Genomic DNA, 22,350 nt, shown 5'->3' on the forward strand with positions numbered 1-22,350 from the left:
TCACCGTTAACATGGGGAGGGTGACTGTTTCACTCAGCGACTTACCCCTCCGCGACGATCTTCGCGGTCTCACCCCCTACGGCGCACCGCAGGCCCCGCTGGCCGTCGCGCTGAACGTGAACGAGAACACCCATCCCGTGCCGGATGAAGTCGCGAGCGACATCCTCGACGACATCGCCGTCGCACTGCGCGACGTGAACCGCTACCCGGATCGGGAGTTCACGGCCCTGCGCGAAGGATTCGCCGAATACCTCGGACACGGCCTCGACGCGTCGCAGATCTGGGCGGGCAACGGTTCGAACGAGGTGCTGCAGCACATCCTTCAGGCTTTCGCAGGGCCGGGGCGCACGGTCTTCGGCTTCGCACCGACGTACTCGATGTACCCCCTGCTCACCCAGGGCACGGGTGGGCGCTGGGTCGCGGGGGAGCGTCAGCCCGATTACACGATCACCGTGGAGGACGCGGTGGCTCAAGTCATCGACGCAGATCCCGACGTGATCATGCTGTGCACGCCGAACAACCCCACGGGCACCCCGCTCGGCCTTGACGTGATCGAGGCCGTCTACGAGGCGTCCAGCGGGGTCGTCGTGGTGGATGAGGCGTATCAGGAGTTCGCGCCCCGAGAGTCGGCATCCGCTCTCACGCTTCTCGAAGGTCGCCCCCGTCTCGCCGTCTCGCGCACGATGAGCAAGGCGTTCGCGTTCGCCGGCGCACGGGTCGGGTATCTCGCCGCCGACCCGGCGTTCATCGACGCTCTCCGGCTCGTCCGGCTTCCGTACCACCTCAGCGCCCTCACCCAGGCGGCCGCCGTGGCTGCGCTGCGCAATGCGCCGACGATGCTCGGCATGGTCGACGAGATCGTCGAGCAGCGCGACCGGATCACCGCGACCCTGGAAGCGCTCGGCTATGAGCCCCACGAGTCATGGTCGAACTTCGTGCTGTTCGGGGGAGTGGCAGATCCGCAGGCGACGTTCCAGGCACTCTACGAACGCGGCGTGCTGGTGCGCGACGTGGGCATCGCGAACCACCTGCGGGTCACCGCCGGCACCGAGGCCGAGACGACGGCGTTCCTGGACGCGCTGGCCTCGATAGGATCGGCGTCATGAGCGTTTCCCGCACCGCGACCCGCACCCGCAGCACGTCCGAGTCGACCGTCGAGCTCGAGCTCAACCTCGACGGCACAGGGCAGAGTCACATCGACACGTCTGTGCCGTTCTTCGACCACATGCTCACGGCGTTCGCGAAGCACTCGCTCACCGACCTGACCGTGCGCGCGTCGGGCGACACGGACATCGACGCTCACCACACGGTGGAAGACATCTCGATCGTGCTCGGCCAGGCGATCCGCGAGGCACTGGGCGACAAATCCGGCATCTCCCGATATGGCGACGCACTCGTGCCGCTCGACGAGGCTCTCGCGCAGGCGGTCGTCGACATCAGCGGCCGTCCCTACCTCGTCCACTCCGGCGAGCCTGCAGGATTCGAGCACCACCTCATCGGCGGCCACTTCACCGGCTCCCTCGTGCGGCACGTCTTCGAGGCGATCACGTTCGGTGCGGGGCTGACCGTGCACGTGCGAGTACTGGGCGGCCGAGACCCGCACCACATCGCCGAGGCAGAGTTCAAGGCGTTCGCACGCGCATTCCGCCAGGCCAAGGCGCTCGACCCTCAGGTGGTCGGCATCCCCTCCACCAAGGGCGCACTGTGACACGCAGACCCACCGTCGCGGTCTACGACTACGGATCAGGCAACGTCCACTCCGCGGTCAAGGCGCTGATCGCGGCGGGAGCCGATGCGACGCTCACGGGTGATCGCAAGGCCGCGCTGGAGGCCGATGGACTGTTCGTGCCCGGCGTCGGCGCGTTCGCTGCGGTGCGCGAGGCGCTGCACGCCAAGGGCGGCGACGAGATCATCGAGCGCAGACTCGCCGGTGGCCGGCCGGTGCTCGGAGTGTGCGTCGGCATGCAGGTGCTCTTCTCGCACGGTGTGGAACGCGGGCAGGACGTCGAAGGCCTCGGCGAATGGCCGGGAACCGTGACGCAACTGGACGCGCCCGTTCTGCCGCACATGGGATGGAACACCGTCACGCCAGACGAGGGCAGCGTACTGTTCCGCGGTATCGAGGACGAGCGGTTCTACTTCGTGCACTCCTATGCCGCGCAGAGCTGGGAGCTCGACGTGATCCCCCCGTTCCCGCAGCCCGCGCTCACATGGACGACGTACGGCACGCCGTTCCTCGCCGCGGTCGAGAACGGCCCGCTCTCAGCGACGCAGTTCCACCCTGAGAAGTCGGGAGACGCCGGCATCCAGTTGCTGCGCAACTGGGTTCAGAGTCTCTGAAGAGCCGCTCCGACGAAGAGCCGCGCCGGTGACGCACAGGTCACCGGATACCGTAGGTCTCCCGCACGACGGGCAGCCACTGCATGTTCAGTGCGGTCTTCGTCCGCGTGCGCAGGGACGGAAACGTCTTCGTGAGCGGCGCGCCGACGGCGAGACGCGCGTCGAAGGGGATGGACACGCGGCCGGCGACGGCCGGGGATCTCCCGAACGCCGAGCAGAGCACCGGGAGGGTGCGTTCGAGACCGGGGGCGCCGAAGCGCTGCGCCACGTCCGAGAGACTGCTCTCGAGCGCGGCGACGCCCTGGGGAGTGGATGCGCCCACCAGGACCAGGCGGCCCTGCTCGATCGCCGCCGCGGCTTTTCCGGCCTGATATCGTCCGCCGTCGACCAGCTCGTGCCCGCTCCCGCGCACCGGCGACGAGAGGGTGCCGAGGCGGAGGTCGAACGACTGCGCATCCTCCGCGACGACGGTCGGGATCCGCGAGCCCTGCTCGACCAGAAGCAGCACGCTCAGAGCAGCGAGGGTCGTCGTGCCGGTTCCTCCACTCGTGCCGAGGAACGTCAACGAGGTCATGGTCTCGCCTCCGCACTGTCGGGCAGATGCGCGACCTGCACGACGAACGGGCTCTCTCCGCGCCGTGCATAGCGTCCGCGCCCCGGCGGGAATCTCTCCGCGTACAGACGGGGCATGATCTGCCCTTCGCTCCGATCGCCGGACAGGATCAGCAGCGCTGCCCCGGTGTCGCGGATGCCCTGCAGGAAGGCGCCGTACATCGCACGCACCGACCCGGCGACGGGACGCGCGAGCACGATGTGGAACTTGCTGTCGCGCGCGGTGGGCAGATGCGGCGCCAGCGCCGACAGGTGCTCCATGCCGCCCGCGCTGATGATGTCGTGGTCGTCGACGAGCAGCACCACTCGGGGAACGCTCCTGAGTTCTTTCGCGGACATCTGCGGTCTGCGGGCGAGCTCCGTCGCGATCGACGACGCCAGGCCTGACGCCTGCGTCGCCGTCCTGGCGTGTGCGGCGAGGTATTCGTCGGGGATGACCTCTGCGACGTGGCCGCGGGAATCCACCACGGCGATAGCGAGCTCCTCCGGCGTGAATCTCTCGATGAGACCTGCGGCGATCATGCGCAGCGTCGCCGACTTCCCGCTGCGCGCATCGCCGAGCACGAGCAGATGCTGATCCGCCTGCTGGAACTCCCAGAACGCGCTGGCCATCGTGTCCTGGCGCAGGCCGAACGGCACGGCATCCGGTTCGTCGACAGCCTCCGGCAGCTGTTCCGGATCCAATTCCTGCGGGAGCAACCGGATGGGGGCGGCAGACGGGCCGGCCCACGACGCCGCCACCCGCCGTCCGAGTTCCTCGATCTGGTCACCCAGTTCCTCGTCGCTGCTCGTCTCGAGAACGGGCAGCGCGATATGGCCCAGGAGTCCGCTGTCGGCGAGGGCCCGCCCCGGCGTCGACGTGCTGATCGTCTTGGCGAGAGAGCGGTCGATCGTCGATTCGGTCGGGTCGTTCAGTCGCAGTTCGATCTTCGTCCCGAACAGCGACTGGTGGGCGATGCGCAACTCGCTCCACCGGGAGAGTCCGAGCACGATGTGCACGCCGTAGTTAGACGCACGCAGCATCACAGCGGTGAACGCCGCATCGAGATCGTCGAACTCCTGTCTGAGGGCGCCGTATCCGTTGACGAGCACGACCACGTCTGCGGACGACAGCTGCGGCACTTGTCCGGCGGCGTGCCGTGCACGCAACTGCGAGACCGAATCGATGCCGGAGTCCTTGAACACGCGCTCACGCGTGGCGAGCATCGACTCGAGTTCTTCGATCAGCCGGCGCACTCGTGCGGGATCCGATCGAGTGGCGACGCCGCCGACATGCGGGAACGGCTCGAGTCGGCGAAGCCCCCCGCCGGCAAGATCCATCCCGTACACCGCGACTTCGGCCGGGGTGCGACCGAGCGCGAGGGACACGGCTATGGTCCGAAGCAGCGTGGTGCGCCCTGACTGGGGGCTTCCGACGATGGCGAGATGGCCGCCGCCGCGCGTGAGATCGAGCATCCACGGCTGCTGATTCTGGTGCGCCGGATCGTCGATCAGCCCGATCGGCGTCTCCAGGGCGACCGTCCGCTCCCGCTCTCCCAGGATCTGCCCGAGTGCGAGGGTCTCCGGCAGCGGAGGCAACCACGCCGACGAGACGGTGCGATCGTCGGCGCGAAGTCGCAGAACGGCCTCGTCCACGAGCAGCTGCCCGACCTCTGGCGTCGTGAACGCCGGACTCGCCGATGGCCCGTCATCGTCGTCGTCCCGGCTGATGCCGTTGTACGTCGGCACGCGGAAGACGCGTGTGAGCTCGCCCTCGCTGGGTGCAGGCGCGGCCCGGACCGGCACCGGACCGGACACATATCCGGCGCGAAATCGCTGATACAGCGACGTGTCGACCTTGAGGATGCCGTAGCCGGGCAATGCCGGAAGTCGATAGGCGTCCGTCGTCCCGAGCACGACCTGCGACTCGCTCTCGCTGAATGTCCGCAACCCGAGACGGTAGGACAGATACGTGTCGAGTCCGCGCAGCTTGCCTGCCTCGATGCGCTGGCTGGAAAGGAGCAGATGAATGCCGATGGACCGGCCGATCCGGCCGATCTGCAGGAACAGGTCGATGAACTCCGGCTCGGCGGTGAGCAGTTCGCCGAACTCGTCGATCACCATGAACAGATGAGGCATCGGCGGCAGATCGGGCCGAGTCTTGCGGAGCTCACGGTAATGCGTGATGGAGGGCGACGCATCAGCATCCTTGAGCAGCTGCTGTCGCCTGACCACCTCGCCCTGGAGTGAGGCGCGTGCGCGAGTGGTGAGCTGAGGGTCGTCGGCGAGGTTGTCGATGAGTCCGGCGATGTGCGGCAGCTTCTGGAAAGGCGAGAACGCCGCGCCGCCCTTGTAGTCCACGAGGATGAAGCTCAGGTCCTCAGGCGGATGCGCCAGGGCGAGGGCGAGCAACAGGGTGCGCAGCATCTCGGACTTGCCCGAACCTGTGGCGCCGACGCAGATGCCGTGTGGGCCCATGCCCTCCTGCGCGCTCTCCTTCAGATCGAGGAAGACGGGGCGGTCATTGTCGTCGAGCGCGAACGGCACGCGCAGGAAGGCGCTGGGCGAGCGGGGAGTCCACAGCTCATCCGGGTCTATCGCGGACGCATCCGTGATCCCGAGAAGCTGGGTGATGTCGAAGGCCTCGGTCGTGCCGCTCTGCGGCCGAGACGCGTGCACCGTGCGGAACGCGGCCATCGAGCGAGCCAGCGTCGTCACCGTCCCGTCGTGTGTCCGATCCGGCGTGAAGGCGACATGCGCGGGAGCGGCCGAAGACGCCTGTGAGGTGATCACCGCACCGTCGTCGTCGACGGTGACGCGGATGTCGACGTCGTCCGGCTCATCCAGACGGTCTGCGAGCAGATGGACGACGGTGATGTTGAGGTCACGAATGCGCAGGTGCGGATCCGGGCTGTTCAGACGCGACGCGGCCCGCCCGTGGTCATCGAGGAAGACGACGAGGCGTCCGTGCGGATTCTCGCCTCGGCCGTGGCGCTGCACGCCTGCGGCGGAACCGGCACGCTTGCCGAGGTCGCCCGCGAGGACATCAGCGAGGGAACGGATGTCGGGAGCGATCCGGCGTGCAGGGACAGGGCCGTCGAAGAGACCGGGATCCTGCACATGGGGCAGGAGATCGAATCCGTTCCACTGATCGGCGTGCTGCGGCGCGTAGGCGGCGGCCAGGGTCAGATCGTCCGGAGTGTGCGCGGTGGCCAGTTGGGCGACCAGTGAGCGGATCACCGACATGCCGCGGTCACGGTCACCGACCACGGACACGACCCACGCGTCCTGCAGATCTGCCGTCGCAGGCATCTCGGGTACGGCGTCGAGGCTGCGTGCGACGATCTCCGCCTCGCGCAGCAGGATGGGGTCCGCGGGCTCGAGCGGGGAATCGCTTCGAGCGACGGATAGTGAGAACCACGGACGCGATGCGACGCCGATCCGTGCGGATAGGTAGTCGTCATCGGAGCGGCGGCGTTCCCATCGGCGAGCCGGATCGCGCATGATGCCGACGAGGGCTTCAGGGGCGGGATGCACGGCGATCGCAGAGGCGCGGTCGCTGGCGCCGCGTTCACGCAACTCGGACCGGTAGCGCTCGAGGTAGTCGAGGTACAGCTCGCGCTGAGTGCGGGCCTTGCGTGCCGCCCGACCGCGTGCGGACAGGGCGAAACCGAGTCCACCGACGATGGCGACGACGAAGATCACGGCGGCCAGAACGAGGAACAACGGCTGTCCGTTGCGCAGCACGACCATCATGATGACGGACGACAACGCCCCGATCAGCGGAAGCATGAACTGCAGCGGCATGCCGCCGCCCTGATCGGTGAGCGCCGGGGGCGGCGGGATGAGTTCGGGCTCCGGTGGAGTCGGAGGCGCCGTCACTCGTGTGGGGCGGTGGAACAACGTCCGGGTCATGCGACCAGCACCTCCGTCGAGGAGCGTCCGCCGAGGCGCACGATCTCTGCGCTCAGCGTCGCGAGGGCGAAGGCGCTCGCACTGCTGCGGGCGCCGGGCTCGCCGAGGCGAACGGTGCGGTCGAAGGGCAGGAGGAACACGGGGACCGGCGACGATGCGAGCATCCGTCGCGCCACGGGCGTCGCCCTCCCGCGCACGGACGACGCCACCAGTACCGTCGGCGTTCCCGATGCGATCACGGAGGATGCCGCGTCCAGGGCCTGTTGCACCGCCGGCCGTTCGGTCGTCGACGTCAAGCACAGCACGTGAGATGACGCCGAGATCGTGGAGAGCCGTGCGGCGTCGATGGAGCCCCAGTCGGTGAGCGTGAGTTCGGGGGCGCGCCCTGTGCCCGAGTCCGAAAGAGGGGACCGGATGGGGCTGGCGTCGGCCGCGTCGAGGAGCAGGACACCACCGCTTCTGCGCCCGTCGAGCGTCGATGCGACGCCACGCGCTGCGGTGGAGCATCCGGTTCCGCCCCGAAGCGATGCGAATCCGATCCGACGCACCACCGGGAGGGGCGCGCGCAGGTCGCGTTCGGCGGAGATCGCCTGCTCGTGCCGTGCTGTCGACCAGACCTGGAGCAGCCCTCCCCACCTGCTCACGAGAACGCTCCGAGAAGATCGTCGAATATGCCGAGGATGCCGAGCAGGAGTGGGATCAGTGCGATCGCGGACAACGATTCGAGGACGCCGAGGAAGCGCCGCAAACGCGCCTGCGCTGCCGCAGACGGTCGCATGACGGCGACCAGCACGAGAAGGAGGACGACAACCCCGCTGATGAGGACGGGCCACGGCTGGGGCAGCATGTCAGTGGTCCACAACCAGTGGGCGGCCGGAAGCACGGTCGCCGCGAGCAGGGCGATGCGGGCGGTCGCGAAGGGGAAGAGTCTGCTGCGCACCAGCACAAGGATGACGAGGGCTGCGGCGAGGCCGGCCTGCCAGGTGTCACCGGCGCCGAGGATCATGGCCGTCGATGCGATCGGGGGCGTCAGTGCGAGTACGAGAGCGGTCTGCGAGGCGAACGCCGTGGCCAATGCCGAGTCGATGTCGGTGCGTTTGACCGTGTCACCGTCCATGGCGGTGTCGTCCAGCCTGGTCACACCCGCGCTGCTGAGGGCGAACGACGGTGCGAGTGCGAGGACGACAGCCGCCGCGATACCCGAGAACGCCGCCACGAGCGGGATCGACGCCGCGCTCAGCGTCGCCACAAGCACGACGGCGCTGCTCAGGAGGGCCAGCGCTGCGCCCGACAGTACTCCGGGATGCCGGCCGCCGATACCGACCACGACGGCCACCGCGGCCCAGATCAGTGCCCAGGTGATCGCGAGTGTGACCGGGATCACCGCGGCACCCTGCGCAGGCAAGGAGACGGCTGTGTGGAGTCCGAGCGGCAGGGCGGCACCGATGCACAGTCCGAGCAGGCCGTGCTGTCCTGAGATGTTGTCGCGCCGGGAGAGCACGACGCCACCGACGGCGGCGAGCAGGAAGACGGAGGACAGAAGGATGATCGCGGCCGTCGCCGGCAGCGGAAGCAGCAGACCGGCCGTCGTGGTGACCACGGCGATCGTCGACGCGACCACGATCGCCGTGAGTCGGCTGTTCCAACGATCAGGGCGACCGACCGACGCATCGGCGACAGCCTCGGTGACCTCTGCGACGTCGGGCGGACGCGGTGCGTCGTCGGCGGGGAGGAGGCGGAGCAGCGCACCGTGGTCGATGCTCTGATCGGACAGAGGCGCGCGTCCGTCGACCGGCTGCCCCAGCAGCGTGGAAAGCACGAGCGGGGAGCCGGCCGCGGCGGGCTCCTCGAGCAGGTCGATGATCTCCGGGAGCAACTCGTCGACGGGGTGGTCGTCCGGCAGCACGAGGTCCGCCTTGCGGCGGCTGCCGATGACTGTGACGCGCGTGTATTCCATCATTCCTTCTGATCTTCGACCGATTCGATGACCTCGAGCGTCTCGGGATCGATGGTGACGTCGGTCTCCGGGTCGGTGTAATAGCCGGTCTCGGGGTCGATGTACCAACCCGTGCGCGGATCGATCGTGCGTCCCTGCGGGTCGGTGGCCCATCCGGTCGTCGGGTCCACGATGAATCCCGTGCGCGGATCGATGAGTTCAGAGGTCGCGGTGTCGATCAGATAACCGGTCTCCTCATCCTCGATAAGCCCGTCACCGGCTTGCAGCGGACTGGAGGCGATCGCCGAGCGGAATGCGGCGATCGCCTTGTCCTCGCGCTGCGTCTCGATGATGTTCAGCACGAAGCCGGTACCCAGGCAGCCTGCGCAGATCACAGCGCCCAGGATGATGGATCCGGTCAGACGCCTGAGGTTGTTGTTGACCTTGCGCCGGTCGCGCTGCGCGCCGTGCACGAAGGCCGCGGTGAGTCGATCGCGGTGCGTGCGCGTCGACTCCAGCAGGGTCTGGTCGTAGTCGATCACGAGACCTCCGTCGAGCGCCGTCGCTGTTCCAGGGTGACCCGACGATCGCCGAGAAGGAGCGCGGCTCCCCACGGCACGACGGTCGCGAGGTGCGGGATCAGGGGTGCATCCGCACCCTCTACGTATGTCCCATTCGATGAGCCCAGGTCGGTGACGGACAATCCGTCCGTGCCGATCTGGACGAGCATGTGCACCTTCGAGATCGTGCGGGTGAGATCGGGGATCGCGACGAGTGAGTGTCGGGGATCGAGCGGAACGGTCGGGTCGCGGCCGATGAGTGCCGAATGCTGCACCGTATGGGTCGTGCCGTCATCCACGACCAGACGGAGGTGCGAGCGCGGCGGTTCGGGGCGAGAGTCGGGCCGCGGCGGTGCCGCGATGGAGGATCGCTGCGGACGTAGTGCGAACGGGTCGTCCTCGCTGCCGCGTCGGGCAATGCGCGAAGAGCGGAAGCGGAAGGAGGGAAGCCCCGAAAGCTGGTCCATGCTGCGCAGTCGCAGCAACGAATGCCCGATGCTGCCGCCCAGCATCCCGCGCCAGATCACGAGTGCCACGACCGCCGCCGCGCCCACCGAAAGCGCCCAGACGAGGGGCGCCGACGGGGCGATCGCAAAGCCGACCGCACCCGCCAGGATCACCGTCAGCACATCCATCCCTACGGAGGTGAGGACTGCTGCACGGGATGGCACGGCAGGATCAGAGGACACGTCGGCCATCGTACACAGCGCACCGGTTCACCTGATGTTCGCCTGTGACCTTGGGGCATGGGGACTATTACCCATGGACTTCCGCAGCAGTTTCCCTAGCATTGAACACGTCTCTCGGAAGGAGTGCGGTATGAACATTAAATTCGCTATGGAGGCGGAGACGCTGGTCCGTCTCGGCCAGCGTTCGGCGACCGAGTCCGAAGATCTCGGCACGCTCGTCCGCTCGCTCGTCGAGGCCGCTGAGCCGCTTCAAGGGGTCTTCAACGGTCCCGCACGTGCACGATTCGACAACTTCAAGCTGAACACCGACGCGATCGCGAACGGCCTCAACGGTGCTCTCGCGGGTATCGTCGGTGCGATCTCGGGGCAGAACATCGCGTTCAACACTGCCGGTGAAGACGGGGCCGCCGCGCACGACGCCGGGCAGTCGTCCGCCGATTTCAGCAGCGAGGCGACACTCGCTCGCATCTCGGGTCAGTCCAGCGCCTGACCTGTCAAGACTCAGACACATCACGGAGGGTATGTCATGCCACTTGAGAACCAAGCAGATCGCAACGACTACAACGTCGGTGCATCCCAGTCGACGCAGTCGAACTTCGAGACCGTCGCGGGTCGCCTTGAGGCGGCTCTCGAGCGCCGGGATCAGGATGTCAAGGCCGCGATGGCCGATTACCAGGCCGATGGCGTCTCGGACGAGTACGCCGCCCTGGAGAAGCAGTGGAACGATGCGGGCGTCCAGGTGCGCGGTGTGATCGCCGCCATCCGCGGATCGCTCGAGCAGAACGATGATGTCGCACTGCGCGCTTTGCAGCGTGCGCGGGCGGCGCTGCCGATCTGATGGTCACCGCCGTCCATCCGTTCGCGGATGAGTGGACGGATGACTACGCACTGTTCTCGGTCGAGCACGACCGGATCGCATATTCACGGCCGCTACGGCATTTCCTCGCCCACTGCCGCGCGGACGGTCTGCGACCGGTCCTCCTCACCGGGGAGGGTGCGCTCATCAGCCCCCACCTCTATACCGCGATGACTGAGAGCGGCGCGCTCTGGGCCTTTCGCAATGCCCGGGGAGTGTTCGACGCGCGATCCGGACTGCGCATCCAGAGCATCTCAGAGCTGTGGACCGGTACGGATGCTTCCGAGCGCCACACCGACATCGCAGTCGAAGGGCTGCCTGTACCTGTCGTGCTCTTCGACATCTACGCGACGGAACGAGCAGTGGACTCCACCCTCGTCGGCCCGCTGGCTGATCACGCGGTGGCGACGCTGGGTGGCGGTCCGCTGACTCGATACGGTCGCGATGAGCCGTTGACATCGCAGTGGGATCATCGCGAGCTGACCACGCAGGTGCAGGGTCAGATGCCGGCGAGCGAGGTGATCCTCGCTGCATCCGATCTGGGCGCATGGTGCTCGCTCACGGTGGCGCGCACGCGCGACGGACTGATCCAGCGCGTGCACGGGGGCGTGCCGCTGCCGAGTCTGAGCTCCACACCGGTCGAAGAGCTGCGCGATCGAGTCATGCCTACCGTGACACGCATGCTGTCCGGGCTGGTCGACGAATTCCGGCCGCGGGTGGCGATGGTTTCGGCCGGGATGCTGAGGCACAACGCTGCGGACTTCGGATTCAGGGTGGGGGCTCAGCCAGTGGATGCGCCGTTGGCAGTGCTGATCGGTCCGCGCGCGGTCAGGGACCTTCGTCTCGATTTCACGAGGCTTGCCGAGCGTCACGACCTGACCACGCTCGGCCCAGGGCGGGTGCCCAGTGCGCTGGTGCGGATGACAGGACGGGACGCTCTTTGGGCACAGTTGCGGGCATTCGCCTACGACCTCGATCAGGAACGGCTGGGTGCTGTGCTCGCCACAGAGCTCGGGGGGATGTCCTGATGGCGATGGAACTCGTGTTGTTGAGCGATGTACCGCTCACCGCCGACCTGTTGGCGGCGACGGCGGCGCAGGTGATTCCGGATGGCGTGGGGATCGAGTACCGCGATGGCGAAGTGACTCAGTTCGTCGACGCGAACGGCGCGCAGGTTCTGACGATCTTCGATCCGGTGCCGGTGCATGTGCCGGATGAGGCGCGGGCGATGCTGAAGGATCCACCGCTCTCGTTCGCGCTGTGGACGGAGATGACAGTTCCGTTCGGAGCGAGCGCGGCTTCACGGCCGCTCGCTGAGGCGTTGGCGAGGTCTGTGCGAGGAGTTGTGAGGGAGAAGCTGTGATGCGAGACCGGAGAGGTGTGGGCAGTGTCTGAATGGAAGATGGATCCGGTGCCGGTGACGACGGCGCTGACGAATACGACGACGGCATACGATGCGCTGGCCAAAGTCGTGACGGAGGATTCGATCACGACGATCTTCAACGGGCTCACCTGGGGGAGCTGGGTTACCGCGTGCGTGCCACAGGCGCTGAACGAAGTGCTCGCGGAACAGCAGAACGTCAACCTCGAGAACGTAGCCAATCACATCGCTGCGGGGATCAGCGGGGTAGGCAATTCGGCACGAGCGCTGCAGGAGGGGAATGAGGACATGGCTCAGACCTTTCAGACCGAGATGTACGCCGCTGCCGAGGACGGCGACTTCTCGTACTTCGAACAGCACGGTTACAGGTCGGAGTAGGCGAAATGGGTGGCGAAAACACTGCGCTCGTCTGCACTGCGGACGACGGCTTGATCAATCCTGCCGGCTTCCCGTGCAAGTCGGCTGATCTCGACGTCGAGGTCATCAACGGCGCGGCGGACAACGTCGCGGCGATCGGCACGAACGTGCTCGCGGCAGCTGAGGACGCGTCGACGGCATGGGCCGGTTTGAAGGGACCGGGCGTTTTCGAGACGCCCGACCGCGACGCCGTACACGCACTGATGGACCCGGCTGTGGAAGGCGCGACGTTGATGGACGGCGTGACTTCGCGGATCTCGACGGCGATCGAGACGTATGCGACAGCGCTGGCGGGGATCAAGCCTGACTTGGAGGATCTGGAGGTCCGGGCGGCAGAGTTCCGCGCCAGGGCTCTCGAAGGCTACGAGGTGAGCAGTTGGGAGGCCGATGGCTTCTTCGGCACGCTGGTCTCGCCCGGTGACTGGGATGAGACCAAGGAGATCGGCTGGCGCGAGCACGGTCCTGCAGTGGAAGAGAACCAGGGATACGTCGACGAGTACAACGCCATCATCGAGCGGATCTCGACCGCAGCATCCACCTGCGCGACGGCGATCCAGGCGGAGTTGACGATGGTGTGCGTCGCACCGCCGACGGTCATAACGGCTGAGGCGCTGGCGAACACTCCCGAGATCTCGACGTGGGGTTCCGGCGTCGATGAGGACCGCAACTGCACCGAGTCGGTGGGCCACGGCTTCGCGAACTTCGGCACCGGCCTCTGGGATGGCGTGCAGAGCCTCGGCGGATTCGACCCTGAGACGGGCGATCACAGCTGGGGTCTGATGGGACGCTCCTGGCTCGGCGTCGGCGACTTCCTCCTGTCCACGGTGATCATCACCAACCCGGCGCTGGCTGTGGTTGCGACCCAGGATGATGGGCCGGTCGGGAATTTCCTCGAGGACCGATTCAACACCGCCTACACCGGTTGGGGGAGCCTGGTCGGCTGGGACCATCAGGCCTGGATGGCGGGCGAGGACGGCTGGCACAAGTGGAAGGAGGACGGCGTCGCGACGGGTACCGAGACGATCGCGAACATCGGCACGTTCTTCATCCCGGTGGCCGGATGGGCAGGCGGCGGGGCGAAGGTGGTCCTGTCGGGCACCAAGGTCGGGTCGTTCGTGGTTCGTGTCGGCACCCATGTGGCGGAGTTCGCGATCCCTGGCGGCTCTCACATCGTCGCGGGGACGGTCCGGATCATCGATCTGAGTGCGAACGGGCTCAAGGGCGGTTGGCGTGCGCTGGTGGAGGGTATCGGTACCGCGCCGATGCGTCCGTCGCCGCTTCCGGGCGTGGCGAATGCGGCGACGGATATTCCGACGCTGCCGCCGCGGACTCCGGTGTCGGAGTCGCTGGGACTCGACCAGCCACCCTCTCAGCCCGGCACACCGGGAGCGCATGTGATGGCGCCCGAGACGCCGTCGGTACCGGAATCGCCAGTCATGGGAGAGAGCCCTGCTGGTTCGCGCAACCCGGACCTGCCGGACACGGCACCTGGGCAGCACGGTGCCGATCCGGCACCCGCACAGATGCCAGACGGCGGACCGACGCATGACAAGCACGGACGCCCGTTCGAAGTCGATGCGGATGGCCGGAGACACATCGAAGGCGATCCCGATGGAACATACCGCGATACCAATGGTGCGCTGCACGACGAAGCAACCAACTCGTTCGTCCATGACCCGAACAAGCCGGAGACTGGCGGCGATGTTCAGATGGCAGAGCGTGGCGAGACCACCCATCCCGTGCTGGACGAGACGGCTCAGGCGGAGCATTCGGCACGCGTGCAGGAACGTGCCGAACTGCAGGCCGACTCGAACGCGGCGCATCGGAGACTGACGGAGCTCGCGAATGCGACGGGCGTCGACCCGGGCGCGTTGCGTCACTCGCAGGCCACGGTGGAGGCGCACCTTGAGGGACTTGTCGATGCGGGGCAGCTGAGCGAGCGCCAGGCGCGGCAGTTGGAAACAGCCGCCACGCAAGCACGAGATGCGCGTTCATCGCTGTCGGTGGCCTCGCGTGAGCTTGCCGAGCAGATCGCGGACTCGCTTGCGACGACGCGAGATCGGACAACGATGATTGATGCGCTGGATCAGGTCGGGCGTGATCGATTGGACCACGCTGCTATCGGTGTGACTGCGGAGGGGAGGGTGGTCTTCACGGTCACCGAACTCAAAGGCGGCAATGCAGGGCTGGGCACCCGAGTCGTGGACGGCGTCGAGGTGCAACAGGGTACGACGCCGTACATTCGCGACCTCCTGTCGCAGGACCCGCGAGTCGCCGACAGTCTGCACGAATACTTGCAACGTCCGGATGCGGATCCGCGGATCGCGGAGGCGATCCGTCGTGGCGAAGTTCAGGTCGAATACAACTTGGTCGAAGCGAAGCCGAACGGCACGATCAACGAGACGGACTTCGTCATCGACCCGATTACGCTTCCGCCCCTGAATTGATGTCGATCACGGAGATAGGGTCAGAGAATGACGTGGAAAGTGATGCCTCCCGCCGAGGTGTGTGACGTGATGGATTTCTTGATCGCATTGGAGTGGCCGTTGCCGGAGGCCAAGGTGCAGTCATTGGCTTCGGAACGGTTCGGTTGGACGATCGAGACCGAGGACGGTCAGGATTATCTGATGAACACGGTGACGGGGCTCAGCATCCCGGATGTCACCACGATTGATCCGCGGGGAGCGATGTACGTGCTCCGTTTTCGAGTGACGGATGTAACACCGCCGCCGACGCCGGAATCAACGGCGTTCCTGGGCGATGAGTTCGCTCTGTTGGTGCGTGAGGGTACGTCCAGGTGGGGGAAGCCGGAGATGAGTGGTGGTGACGCTCGTACGAGTGCGTCATGGGACGTACCCGGTGCCGCCCGGGTGAGGTTCAACCTGGCGGAACGGTCGGTTTCTGCATCTTTCAGCACGCCGCAGGGCGTGGAGTCTGATCTGAAGGCGGCGCGTTCCGGTGTCTGATTCTGGCGTGGCCTGGTCGGAGTTTGCTGGGCGGTTGGTTGAGGCGTTTCGGGTGGTGTCTGATCGTGTGTTTCTGATCGTGTCGTCGCGGGAGAATTCGCGCGTTTATGTGCAGTTCGCGGGCGGGGCGGATGCGTTGTCTGCGGAGGCACCGGGCGTTGCGGTGGTTGCGGGGATCGATGAGGCTGGGCTGGCGGATGCAGGGTGGGTTGCGCCGAGCGTGGGTCAGCCGAATTGGTCGTCCGAGTTGCCGTTGCCGGCGTTGACGTCGGAGTTTTCGGTGTTGGCGGAGCGGTGCGTGGTGGCGTTGCGGGACGTGTTCGGTGTCACTGATCCAGGGCAGCTTGTGTACAGGGCGTGGCGGGATGCGGAGGCGTTCCCGCAGGGTGTGACGTTGTACCCAGAGCAGATCGAGGCGTTGGACAAGGGCGAGGATCCGCTCGAGATCTCGCAGCTCGGACTGACTGCCGCATTTTGAGGGTTCGCGTGATCTGCTGCGAGTGCGGCAAAAGGTCGAAGCGGTTCTTGGTGAGCCCGCGGACGCGAGTGGTGACCTGGAACAGCGGCCATTCCGTCGTCCGACCGCGAAGATAGGGCGAAACGATGGCTTGGAAAGTGATGCCTCCGGTAGATGTCTGCGACGTGATGGACTTCTTCATCGCGTTGGAGTGGCCATTATCGCGAGGTGAAGTCCAGAAGACTGCATCGGAGCGTTTGGGTTGGACTATTGAAGTTGAGAACGGCGTGAGCTACCTTGTCAATTCCGTCACCGGCTTGAATCACCCCGATGTGAGAACCCCCGACATAGAGGGGCGTGTCTACTCCATGGACTTCTGGGTGACGGATTCGACGCCTTCGCCGACACCGGAGTCGACGGCGTTCCTGGGTGATCATTTCACTGTTCTGGTACGTGAAGGGTCTTCACGGCGGGGTGAACGAGCACTGAAGCGTGGTGAGCATGCCACAAGTGCGTCCTGGGAAGTTCCCGGAGGAGGCACGGTGAGGTTCAACCTCTTGGAACGCGCTGTGACCGCGTCTTTCAGGACGCCGCAGGGCGTGGAATCTGATCGGAATGCGGCGTTCTACGGTGTCTGAACCGTCCGATCTGGGTACAACGGTCGTGCATCCGTCAGTGAGCGAGAGTGGGTAGACGTGGTTGAGTGGCGGTACTGCGGACGGTTTGGGTACATGTCGCAGAAGGCTGTACCCATGCCGGGGCTTACGTGGATCGATGAGGACGAGGCGCGTGAGCGGTATCACGATTCATCAAAGGAATTGGCTGTCGTCGCGCCGGTGGATGAATCAACAGGGATTGCGCCGTGGTTCATCACGGTGACGACGGGGGAGTTTCCGTCGTTCACAGTGACCCATCAGCAGTTGCCGGGGGTGCCGTTGTCGCAGACGTGGTGGAAAAACCTGGGCGATGGTCGCCTGTTTGGCCACATTGCGGAGATCTGGTCGTACCCTCCGGCGGAGGAGATGCTGCGGAGGTCCGAGAGCCTGGCGTTGGTGCATGCGACAGTGTTCAACAATGAGGATGGTACGGGGCGTTTGTCGATGCGGGAGAAGGGCAATCCGGTGGAGACGACCGCAGATCGTCGGTTTGATCCTGCACCGTTGTATCTCCCGGTTCCGGAGTGGGGTCAATGGGAGGAATTGGCGCACGCCGAGCTGCCCGGCAAATGAACATCTCAAGTCTGATTTGAAGTTGCATCCAATGAAACTGATGCCTCCGGCCGAGGGGTGTGACGTGATCGCATTGGCGTGGCCGTTGCCGGAGGCCCAGGGCGCTGTTCGATGCGTACACGGACAGCTGCCTGTGAACCGGAGTGGTCCAGCCCACGCCACCCCGTCGAGTCAGAGCCCGCGGGCGACCGAGGCGGCAGCAGAGAGCCAGGCTCGCTGAGTGCGCTTCGCGAGCGCGCCGTACCGGAGGTGACCGTCGACCATCTCGTGATCGAACGGGATGCTGACCACCTCCCGCGCGAGGGCCCGGTATCCGCCGACGACGTGTTCGATGTCGGCTGCCGAAGCCTTCGGATCGGCCTGTGAGACCACGACGACGGACTGCCGGGCGAGCTGTGCGGAACGATCGTCGCGCTCCTCGAGGGCTTCGAGAAGCAGCGCGCCCGCCTCGGCGTGGTCGGCGCGAGTCGTGGTCGCGACGACGATCTGGTCGGCACGATCGATCATGCGCAGCCACATGGGATCGGACTCGTCATTGCCCGAGTCGATGATGATCAGCCGGTAGAACTTCGTCGCGACGGCATGGATGGCATCGACATCCTCAGGGCGCAGACGGTTCTCGTGCGCGAGCCTGATGGGCTTCGAGCGCAGCACGTCGTACTTCTCGCGGGGCTGGTGATGGACGAAGTGCGCGAGATCTGCCGACTGCGCACCGGTGCCGAGCAGCCGCTCCGCCTCGGGGATCATCTCCAGCAGCGTGCGATCGTGCGCACCTGCTTCGGTGCGCCACCCCAGCGTGCCACGCGTCTGGTTGTTGTCCCATGCGAGAACACCTGCACCGCCGTAGCGGGCGAAGACCGCGGAGAGCAGGATCGTCGTCGGTGTCTTTCCCGCGCCGCCCTTGCCGTTGACGACGGCGATCGTCCTGGGACCAGGCCAGTGCTGACTCACCGCGAGCTCGTCGTTGCGCGCCGACTGCTCCGCCGCATTCGGTGCGAGCTTGAAGCCCATACGGTTCAGAGCACCGCGCGCGCCTTCGCTGGCGGGCTCTTCCGGACGTTCCGTCTGCAGGAATGACTTGCGTTCTTGCTGCTCGCGCTGCTGCCGTCGAGAGGGCAGGTCCGCGCCGGCGGCGGGTGCATCATCGATCTGCGCTGCGAAGCTGCTGCGTCGATACTGCGGCGGATCGGCCGGAGTCGCGGGCGCCGCCGCGTATGTCTGCTCGAGGTACTCGTCCCGCGATGCATCGACGGCTTCAGCAGATGTCGACGGGAGCGGCGGAACCGGTGGGATGGCCTGCGCCATCGGCGGTATCCCGCTGATGATCGGCTGCGCGTGGTCACCGCTCATGGCCGGCACATCGGCCGAAGGCGTGGGTTCCTCGGTTGCTCCAGACATCACGTAGAGCCTAATGGCATTTGAGGCTGACCGACCTCGGAGGTACTCTCAGTTCTCGTGCCCTCCCATCGGAGCACTCCACCCCTTACAGAGGACGAGATGAACGACTTCGCGTCAACGCCCAAGCTCACTCTTCTCCCGGCTGTCGATGTCGCCGGGGGCAAGGCGGTCCGCCTGACCCAGGGTGAGGCAGGCAGCGAGACCAGTTACGGCGACCCGCTCGACGCCGCGGCCGAGTGGGTCGATCAGGGTGCCGAGTGGATCCATCTGGTCGATCTTGATGCCGCGTTCGGTCGCGGATCCAACGCGCCGATGCTCCGGAAGGTCATCAAGCAGTTCCGCAATGTGAATGTGGAGCTCTCCGGTGGCATCCGCGATGACGCGAGCCTCGAAGCCGCACTCGAGACCGGCGCTTCCCGCATCAACCTCGGCACCGCTGCTCTGGAGAACCCGGAGTGGGCCGCTGACGTCATCGGCCGCTACGGCGAGGCCGTCGCTGTCGGCTTGGACGTGCGCGGAACGACTCTCGCCGCTCGCGGCTGGACCAAGGAGGGCGGCGACCTCTGGGAGGTGCTCGCTCGTCTCGAGGATGCCGGATGCAGCCGCTACGTCGTCACGGACGTCACCAAGGACGGCACGCTGCGCGGCCCCAACCTCGAACTGCTGCGCGAAGTGACCTCCCGCACACCGAAGCCGGTCGTCGCATCCGGCGGAATCTCCAGCCTCGATGACATCGCCGCGCTGCGCGAGCTCGTGCACCTCGGGGTCGAGGGTGCGATCGTGGGCAAGGCGCTCTACGCCGGTGCGTTCACGCTGGCTGAGGCGCTGGATGTCGCGGGGGACTGACGGCGCCGGCGATTCCGCAGGCGTCCCCTGGGCGGGTCGCAGTTTCGAGTCGAACGCTCACTCGGGGGATGACGGCGCCGCCGACCCCGAACTGCTCGCCGCTCTGCTGCGCTTCCGCGCGGGGGAGGGCAGCCAGGTCGAGGTCATCGATGCGTTCCGCTCAGCTCGCGTGCTGATCCCTCTCGTCGCCGAGAAGGGCGAGGAGGGCGTGGCGCCCAGCGGCCTCGCCGTCGACAAGACGCAGGAGCTGTCGATCGTGACGGTCGCGGCTCCGGACGGTCGCACGGTGCAGCCGGTGTTCTCCTCGGTCACGGCGATGCAGAGGTGGGATGCCACGGCTCGGCCGATCCCGGTCGAGGCTGTGCGCGCGGCGCTGGCCGCGTCGTCGGAGCAGACCGACCTGATCGTGCTGGATCCGACTTCCGACACCGAGTTCGTGATCCGTCGCCCCGCCGTCTGGGCGATCGCTCAGGGCCAGAAGTGGGAGCCCAGCTTCCACTCTCCGGAGGTCTTCACGGCTCTTCAGGAGAGCGTCGCGCGCGAGCTCGCCGTGATCGACGTCGCCGTCGACTCGGGCGATCCGGATGCGCGGCTGAGCGGCCCCGAACTGGTCGTCATCCTCGAACTCGTCGACGGTCTGGAGCGCGATGTGCTGGATGCCGTACTCGGGCGCCTGGCTCAGCGCTGGGCGGCAGATGACCGCATCGCCGTCCTGGCCGACTCCCTGACCGTGAAGCTCCGCCGCTCGGCCTGACTCCGCCCGACCGCGAGCCTCTCAGTTGACCGGCCCGGTCCACTTCTCGCCGGGCCCCTTCCCGATCGGGTCGGGAATGGCGGATGCTTCGCGGAAGGCGAGCTGGAGCGAGCGCAGCCCGTCGCGCAGTGAGCGCGCGTGCATGTCGCTGATCTCGGGGGCACCGGCCGTGATGAGTCCGGCGAGGGCGTTGATGAGCTTGCGGGCCTCATCGAGGTCGAGTTCGGCGTCAGGGTTGTCTGCGAGGCCGGTCTTGACCGCTGCGGCGCTCATGAGATGCACGGCGGCGGTGGTGATCACCTCGACCGCCGGCACGTCCGCGATATCGCGGGTGGCTGCGGATGCCGCATCCTCTTGTTGCTGCCAGCGCTCGTGGCGCTCGTCGTGGCCGTCATCCTGAACCGGAATCGTCACTATGCCTTGCCTTCTGTTAGACTTTGTCGGGCTCCGGAGCGTAACTGCTCCGGAACGAAAGAGGATTCACTTCCCACCCGCGCTTGCCGTTCAAGGCTACCGGGTCTTGCACTCCACCGGCTCACGTCGGCAGATCGGACGCAGTCCGATGTTCAGGGTGCGAAGCCGGCGTCTGAATGCCGGTGGGTGGGGGACGATTCCGATTTCGCCCGTGTCGCAGTCAGCGCCACGGTGGCTTAATCCATCGTCTAAAAGGAGTTCCGCATCAGCGATCCCCGCACCAATGAGCGCATCCGCGTCCCCGAGGTCCGCCTCGTCGGCCCCGCGGGTGAGCAGATCGGCGTCGTCCGCATCGAGGCAGCGTTGCGCCTTGCGCAGGAAGCCGACCTAGACCTCGTCGAGGTCGCCCCAAACTCGAAGCCGCCCGTGGTCAAGATCATGGACTACGGCAAGTTCAAGTACGAGGCCGCGCAGAAGGCGAAGGAAGCTCGTCGCAACCAGGCGAACACGATCCTCAAAGAGGTGCGCTTCCGTCTGAAGATCGAAGCACACGACTACACGACGAAGCTCAAGCGCGCCGAGGGCTTCCTCAAGGCAGGCGACAAGGTCAAGGCCATGATCCTGTTCCGTGGTCGTGAGCAGTCGCGCCCCGAGCAGGGTGTCCGTCTGCTGCGCAAGTTCGCTGAGGACGTCGCCGAGCTCGGCACCGTCGAGTCGAACCCGACGATCGACGGTCGCAACATGGTGATGGTCGTGGCGCCGCTGAAGAACAAGTCGGACGCGAAGGCCGAGCAGAACGCCCAGCGCGACGCGCAGCGTGCGGCCAACAAGCAGGCGTCGCATGCGACGCGTGAGACAGCGGATACCACCAAGGAATCCGCCGCGGAGTAACACCCGCCCCCAGACTCCCGCAACGCGGGTTGAACCGTCGCCTGAGAAGGCGCCATACGAAGGAAGAGAAGATGCCGAAGCAGAAGACCCACTCGGGTGCTAAGAAGCGCTTCAAGATCACCGGCAGCGGCAAGCTGAAGAAGCAGCAGGCCGGGATGCGCCACAACCTCGAGCACAAGTCGAGCCGTCGCACCCGCCGTCTGAACCAGGACCAGGTGCTCGCCAAGGGCGACGCCAAGGTCGCGAAGAAGCTTCTCGGTCGCTGAACGCCCGAACGCAGGAATAGGAACTCAGGAAAATGGCAAGAGTAAAGCGGGCGGTAAACGCCCACAAGAAGCGTCGCGTCATCCTCGAGCGCGCCTCCGGTTACCGGGGCCAGCGTTCGCGCCTCTACCGTAAGGCCAAGGAGCAGGTCACCCACTCCCTGGTCTACGCGTACCGTGACCGCCGCAAGCGCAAGGGCGACTTCCGTCGCCTCTGGATCCAGCGCATCAACGCCGCTGCACGCCAGAACGGCATCACGTACAACCGCTTCATCCAGGGCCTCGGCCTTGCCGGCGTCCAGGTCGACCGCCGCATGCTCGCCGAGCTCGCGGTGAACGAGCCCGCGACGTTCGTCTCGCTGGTCGAGACGGCCAAGAAGGCCCTGCCTTCCGACGTCAACGCTCCGAAGTCGGCTGCGTAAGCATCCCTCACGAAGACGGGCGGCG

26 protein-coding genes are annotated in these 22,350 nt (G+C 66.4%); 18 read left to right on the top strand and 8 right to left on the bottom strand.

Annotation, left to right across the window (positions count from 1 at the left end; translation table 11 throughout):
- Positions 1-11: 11 nt before the first annotated feature.
- Genes ACNPNP_RS19735 through hisH form a run of 3 tightly spaced genes read left to right on the top strand, consistent with a single transcriptional unit; the run spans position 12 to position 2,340 of the window.
- Entirely contained in the window at positions 12-1,106 is a 1,095-nt protein-coding gene (locus tag ACNPNP_RS19735) for a histidinol-phosphate transaminase (RefSeq protein ID WP_448967731.1), read from the top strand.
- Positions 1,103-1,708, top strand: a complete 606-nt coding sequence (hisB, locus tag ACNPNP_RS19740) for an imidazoleglycerol-phosphate dehydratase HisB (protein ID WP_448967732.1) — start codon at positions 1,103-1,105, stop codon at positions 1,706-1,708. The genes ACNPNP_RS19735 and hisB overlap by 4 nt, the downstream gene beginning before the upstream one ends.
- A complete protein-coding gene (hisH, locus tag ACNPNP_RS19745; protein ID WP_448967733.1) occupies positions 1,705-2,340 on the top strand; it encodes an imidazole glycerol phosphate synthase subunit HisH in 636 nt (211 codons plus the stop codon). The genes hisB and hisH overlap by 4 nt, the downstream gene beginning before the upstream one ends.
- Positions 2,341-2,380: 40 nt before the next feature.
- Here the strand turns inward: hisH and ACNPNP_RS19750 are convergent, their stop codons facing one another.
- Genes ACNPNP_RS19750 through ACNPNP_RS19775 form a run of 6 tightly spaced genes read right to left on the bottom strand, consistent with a single transcriptional unit; the run spans position 2,381 to position 10,031 of the window.
- Positions 2,381-2,914: a hypothetical protein gene (locus ACNPNP_RS19750; protein ID WP_448967734.1), complete on the bottom strand. Its 534-nt coding sequence runs from the start codon at positions 2,912-2,914 to the stop codon at positions 2,381-2,383.
- Positions 2,911-6,846 carry a type VII secretion protein EccCa gene (gene eccCa, locus ACNPNP_RS19755; protein WP_448967735.1) on the bottom strand — a complete coding sequence of 1,312 codons (3,936 nt, stop codon included), beginning with the start codon at positions 6,844-6,846 and terminating at the stop codon, positions 2,911-2,913. The genes ACNPNP_RS19750 and eccCa overlap by 4 nt, the downstream gene beginning before the upstream one ends.
- On the bottom strand, positions 6,843-7,490 hold the full coding sequence (locus ACNPNP_RS19760; RefSeq protein WP_448967736.1) for a hypothetical protein: 648 nt from the start codon (positions 7,488-7,490) through the stop codon (positions 6,843-6,845). The genes eccCa and ACNPNP_RS19760 overlap by 4 nt, the downstream gene beginning before the upstream one ends.
- Positions 7,487-8,806 (bottom strand): type VII secretion integral membrane protein EccD, encoded by a 1,320-nt coding sequence (gene eccD, locus ACNPNP_RS19765; protein ID WP_448967737.1) that lies wholly within the window; start codon positions 8,804-8,806, stop codon positions 7,487-7,489. The genes ACNPNP_RS19760 and eccD overlap by 4 nt, the downstream gene beginning before the upstream one ends.
- A complete protein-coding gene (locus ACNPNP_RS19770; RefSeq protein WP_448967738.1) occupies positions 8,803-9,324 on the bottom strand; it encodes an OCRE domain-containing protein in 522 nt (173 codons plus the stop codon). The genes eccD and ACNPNP_RS19770 overlap by 4 nt, the downstream gene beginning before the upstream one ends.
- The gene (locus ACNPNP_RS19775) at positions 9,321-10,031 is read right to left on the bottom strand and encodes an FHA domain-containing protein (protein ID WP_448967739.1); all 711 of its coding nucleotides are present in this window, start codon (positions 10,029-10,031) and stop codon (positions 9,321-9,323) included. Before ACNPNP_RS19775 ends, ACNPNP_RS19770 begins: the two co-directional genes overlap by 4 nt.
- Positions 10,032-10,161: 130 nt before the next feature.
- Here ACNPNP_RS19775 and ACNPNP_RS19780 point away from each other — a divergent pair, with 130 nt between their 5' ends.
- From ACNPNP_RS19780 to ACNPNP_RS19825, 10 genes are all read left to right on the top strand, one after another.
- Complete coding sequence (locus ACNPNP_RS19780; RefSeq protein WP_448967740.1) at positions 10,162-10,521, top strand: hypothetical protein; 360 nt, start codon at positions 10,162-10,164, stop codon at positions 10,519-10,521.
- A 36-nt stretch (positions 10,522-10,557) separates the two neighbouring features.
- Complete coding sequence (locus ACNPNP_RS19785) at positions 10,558-10,869, top strand: pore-forming ESAT-6 family protein (RefSeq protein ID WP_448967741.1); 312 nt, start codon at positions 10,558-10,560, stop codon at positions 10,867-10,869.
- A complete protein-coding gene (locus tag ACNPNP_RS19790) occupies positions 10,869-11,915 on the top strand; it encodes a DUF6177 family protein (RefSeq protein ID WP_448967742.1) in 1,047 nt (348 codons plus the stop codon). The genes ACNPNP_RS19785 and ACNPNP_RS19790 overlap by 1 nt, the downstream gene beginning before the upstream one ends.
- Positions 11,915-12,250, top strand: coding sequence for a hypothetical protein (locus ACNPNP_RS19795; RefSeq protein ID WP_448967743.1), 336 nt, complete (start codon positions 11,915-11,917; stop codon positions 12,248-12,250). Before ACNPNP_RS19790 ends, ACNPNP_RS19795 begins: the two co-directional genes overlap by 1 nt.
- Before the next feature lie 24 nt (positions 12,251-12,274).
- Complete coding sequence (locus ACNPNP_RS19800; protein ID WP_448967744.1) at positions 12,275-12,646, top strand: DUF6507 family protein; 372 nt, start codon at positions 12,275-12,277, stop codon at positions 12,644-12,646.
- Positions 12,647-12,651: 5 nt separating this feature from the next.
- On the top strand, positions 12,652-15,132 hold the full coding sequence (locus ACNPNP_RS19805) for a hypothetical protein (protein ID WP_448967745.1): 2,481 nt from the start codon (positions 12,652-12,654) through the stop codon (positions 15,130-15,132).
- Between the two features lie 27 nt (positions 15,133-15,159).
- The gene (locus tag ACNPNP_RS19810; RefSeq protein WP_448967746.1) at positions 15,160-15,651 is read left to right on the top strand and encodes a DUF6301 family protein; all 492 of its coding nucleotides are present in this window, start codon (positions 15,160-15,162) and stop codon (positions 15,649-15,651) included.
- Positions 15,652-15,658: 7 nt separating this feature from the next.
- Positions 15,659-16,129 carry a TY-Chap domain-containing protein gene (locus ACNPNP_RS19815; protein WP_448967747.1) on the top strand — a complete coding sequence of 157 codons (471 nt, stop codon included), beginning with the start codon at positions 15,659-15,661 and terminating at the stop codon, positions 16,127-16,129.
- Positions 16,130-16,254: 125 nt separating this feature from the next.
- Positions 16,255-16,746 carry a DUF6301 family protein gene (locus ACNPNP_RS19820; protein ID WP_448967748.1) on the top strand — a complete coding sequence of 164 codons (492 nt, stop codon included), beginning with the start codon at positions 16,255-16,257 and terminating at the stop codon, positions 16,744-16,746.
- A 93-nt stretch (positions 16,747-16,839) separates the two neighbouring features.
- Positions 16,840-17,337: a hypothetical protein gene (locus tag ACNPNP_RS19825; RefSeq protein ID WP_448967749.1), complete on the top strand. Its 498-nt coding sequence runs from the start codon at positions 16,840-16,842 to the stop codon at positions 17,335-17,337.
- A 171-nt stretch (positions 17,338-17,508) separates the two neighbouring features.
- Here the strand turns inward: ACNPNP_RS19825 and ACNPNP_RS19830 are convergent, their stop codons facing one another.
- Complete coding sequence (locus ACNPNP_RS19830; RefSeq protein ID WP_448967750.1) at positions 17,509-18,735, bottom strand: MinD/ParA family ATP-binding protein; 1,227 nt, start codon at positions 18,733-18,735, stop codon at positions 17,509-17,511.
- A gap of 99 nt (positions 18,736-18,834) precedes the next feature.
- On the opposite strand from ACNPNP_RS19830, the gene priA reads away from it, so the two are divergent.
- Together priA and ACNPNP_RS19840 are read left to right on the top strand one after the other, a co-directional pair.
- Positions 18,835-19,581, top strand: a complete 747-nt coding sequence (gene priA / locus ACNPNP_RS19835) for a bifunctional 1-(5-phosphoribosyl)-5-((5-phosphoribosylamino)methylideneamino)imidazole-4-carboxamide isomerase/phosphoribosylanthranilate isomerase PriA (RefSeq protein ID WP_448967751.1) — start codon at positions 18,835-18,837, stop codon at positions 19,579-19,581.
- Positions 19,565-20,335: an SseB family protein gene (locus tag ACNPNP_RS19840; RefSeq protein WP_448967752.1), complete on the top strand. Its 771-nt coding sequence runs from the start codon at positions 19,565-19,567 to the stop codon at positions 20,333-20,335. The genes priA and ACNPNP_RS19840 overlap by 17 nt, the downstream gene beginning before the upstream one ends.
- A 21-nt stretch (positions 20,336-20,356) precedes the next feature.
- Here ACNPNP_RS19840 and ACNPNP_RS19845 read toward each other — a convergent pair whose 3' ends face one another.
- Positions 20,357-20,752 carry a DUF1844 domain-containing protein gene (locus tag ACNPNP_RS19845; protein ID WP_307364456.1) on the bottom strand — a complete coding sequence of 132 codons (396 nt, stop codon included), beginning with the start codon at positions 20,750-20,752 and terminating at the stop codon, positions 20,357-20,359.
- Positions 20,753-21,013: 261 nt separating this feature from the next.
- On the opposite strand from ACNPNP_RS19845, the gene infC reads away from it, so the two are divergent.
- The 3 genes from infC (at position 21,014) to rplT (ending at position 22,325) form a co-directional block, all read left to right on the top strand.
- Positions 21,014-21,640, top strand: coding sequence for a translation initiation factor IF-3 (gene infC / locus ACNPNP_RS19850; RefSeq protein ID WP_448967809.1), 627 nt, complete (start codon positions 21,014-21,016; stop codon positions 21,638-21,640).
- 71 nt (positions 21,641-21,711) lie between these two features.
- Entirely contained in the window at positions 21,712-21,906 is a 195-nt protein-coding gene (rpmI, locus tag ACNPNP_RS19855; protein WP_448967753.1) for a 50S ribosomal protein L35, read from the top strand.
- Positions 21,907-21,938: 32 nt separating this feature from the next.
- Positions 21,939-22,325, top strand: coding sequence for a 50S ribosomal protein L20 (gene rplT / locus ACNPNP_RS19860; RefSeq protein ID WP_033106886.1), 387 nt, complete (start codon positions 21,939-21,941; stop codon positions 22,323-22,325).
- Positions 22,326-22,350: the final 25 nt, after the last annotated feature.

The sequence above is a fragment of the Microbacterium xerophyticum genome (assembly GCF_053543555.1).

Coding starts and splice junctions, on each gene's coding strand:
- ACNPNP_RS19830 (WP_448967750.1), bottom strand. CDS start 18,735: ATGTCTGGAGCAACCGAGGAACCCACGCCTTCGGCCGATGTGCCGGCC.
- ACNPNP_RS19785 (WP_448967741.1), top strand. CDS start 10,558: ATGCCACTTGAGAACCAAGCAGATCGCAACGACTACAACGTCGGTGCA.
- ACNPNP_RS19820 (WP_448967748.1), top strand. CDS start 16,255: ATGGCTTGGAAAGTGATGCCTCCGGTAGATGTCTGCGACGTGATGGAC.
- ACNPNP_RS19795 (WP_448967743.1), top strand. CDS start 11,915: ATGGCGATGGAACTCGTGTTGTTGAGCGATGTACCGCTCACCGCCGAC.
- ACNPNP_RS19810 (WP_448967746.1), top strand. CDS start 15,160: ATGACGTGGAAAGTGATGCCTCCCGCCGAGGTGTGTGACGTGATGGAT.
- ACNPNP_RS19780 (WP_448967740.1), top strand. CDS start 10,162: ATGAACATTAAATTCGCTATGGAGGCGGAGACGCTGGTCCGTCTCGGC.
- priA (WP_448967751.1), top strand. CDS start 18,835: ATGAACGACTTCGCGTCAACGCCCAAGCTCACTCTTCTCCCGGCTGTC.
- eccD (WP_448967737.1), bottom strand. CDS start 8,806: ATGATGGAATACACGCGCGTCACAGTCATCGGCAGCCGCCGCAAGGCG.
- ACNPNP_RS19825 (WP_448967749.1), top strand. CDS start 16,840: ATGTCGCAGAAGGCTGTACCCATGCCGGGGCTTACGTGGATCGATGAG.
- rplT (WP_033106886.1), top strand. CDS start 21,939: ATGGCAAGAGTAAAGCGGGCGGTAAACGCCCACAAGAAGCGTCGCGTC.
- ACNPNP_RS19735 (WP_448967731.1), top strand. CDS start 12: ATGGGGAGGGTGACTGTTTCACTCAGCGACTTACCCCTCCGCGACGAT.
- ACNPNP_RS19805 (WP_448967745.1), top strand. CDS start 12,652: ATGGGTGGCGAAAACACTGCGCTCGTCTGCACTGCGGACGACGGCTTG.
- hisB (WP_448967732.1), top strand. CDS start 1,103: ATGAGCGTTTCCCGCACCGCGACCCGCACCCGCAGCACGTCCGAGTCG.
- ACNPNP_RS19790 (WP_448967742.1), top strand. CDS start 10,869: ATGGTCACCGCCGTCCATCCGTTCGCGGATGAGTGGACGGATGACTAC.
- eccCa (WP_448967735.1), bottom strand. CDS start 6,846: ATGACCCGGACGTTGTTCCACCGCCCCACACGAGTGACGGCGCCTCCG.
- ACNPNP_RS19750 (WP_448967734.1), bottom strand. CDS start 2,914: ATGACCTCGTTGACGTTCCTCGGCACGAGTGGAGGAACCGGCACGACG.
- rpmI (WP_448967753.1), top strand. CDS start 21,712: ATGCCGAAGCAGAAGACCCACTCGGGTGCTAAGAAGCGCTTCAAGATC.
- ACNPNP_RS19840 (WP_448967752.1), top strand. CDS start 19,565: ATGTCGCGGGGGACTGACGGCGCCGGCGATTCCGCAGGCGTCCCCTGG.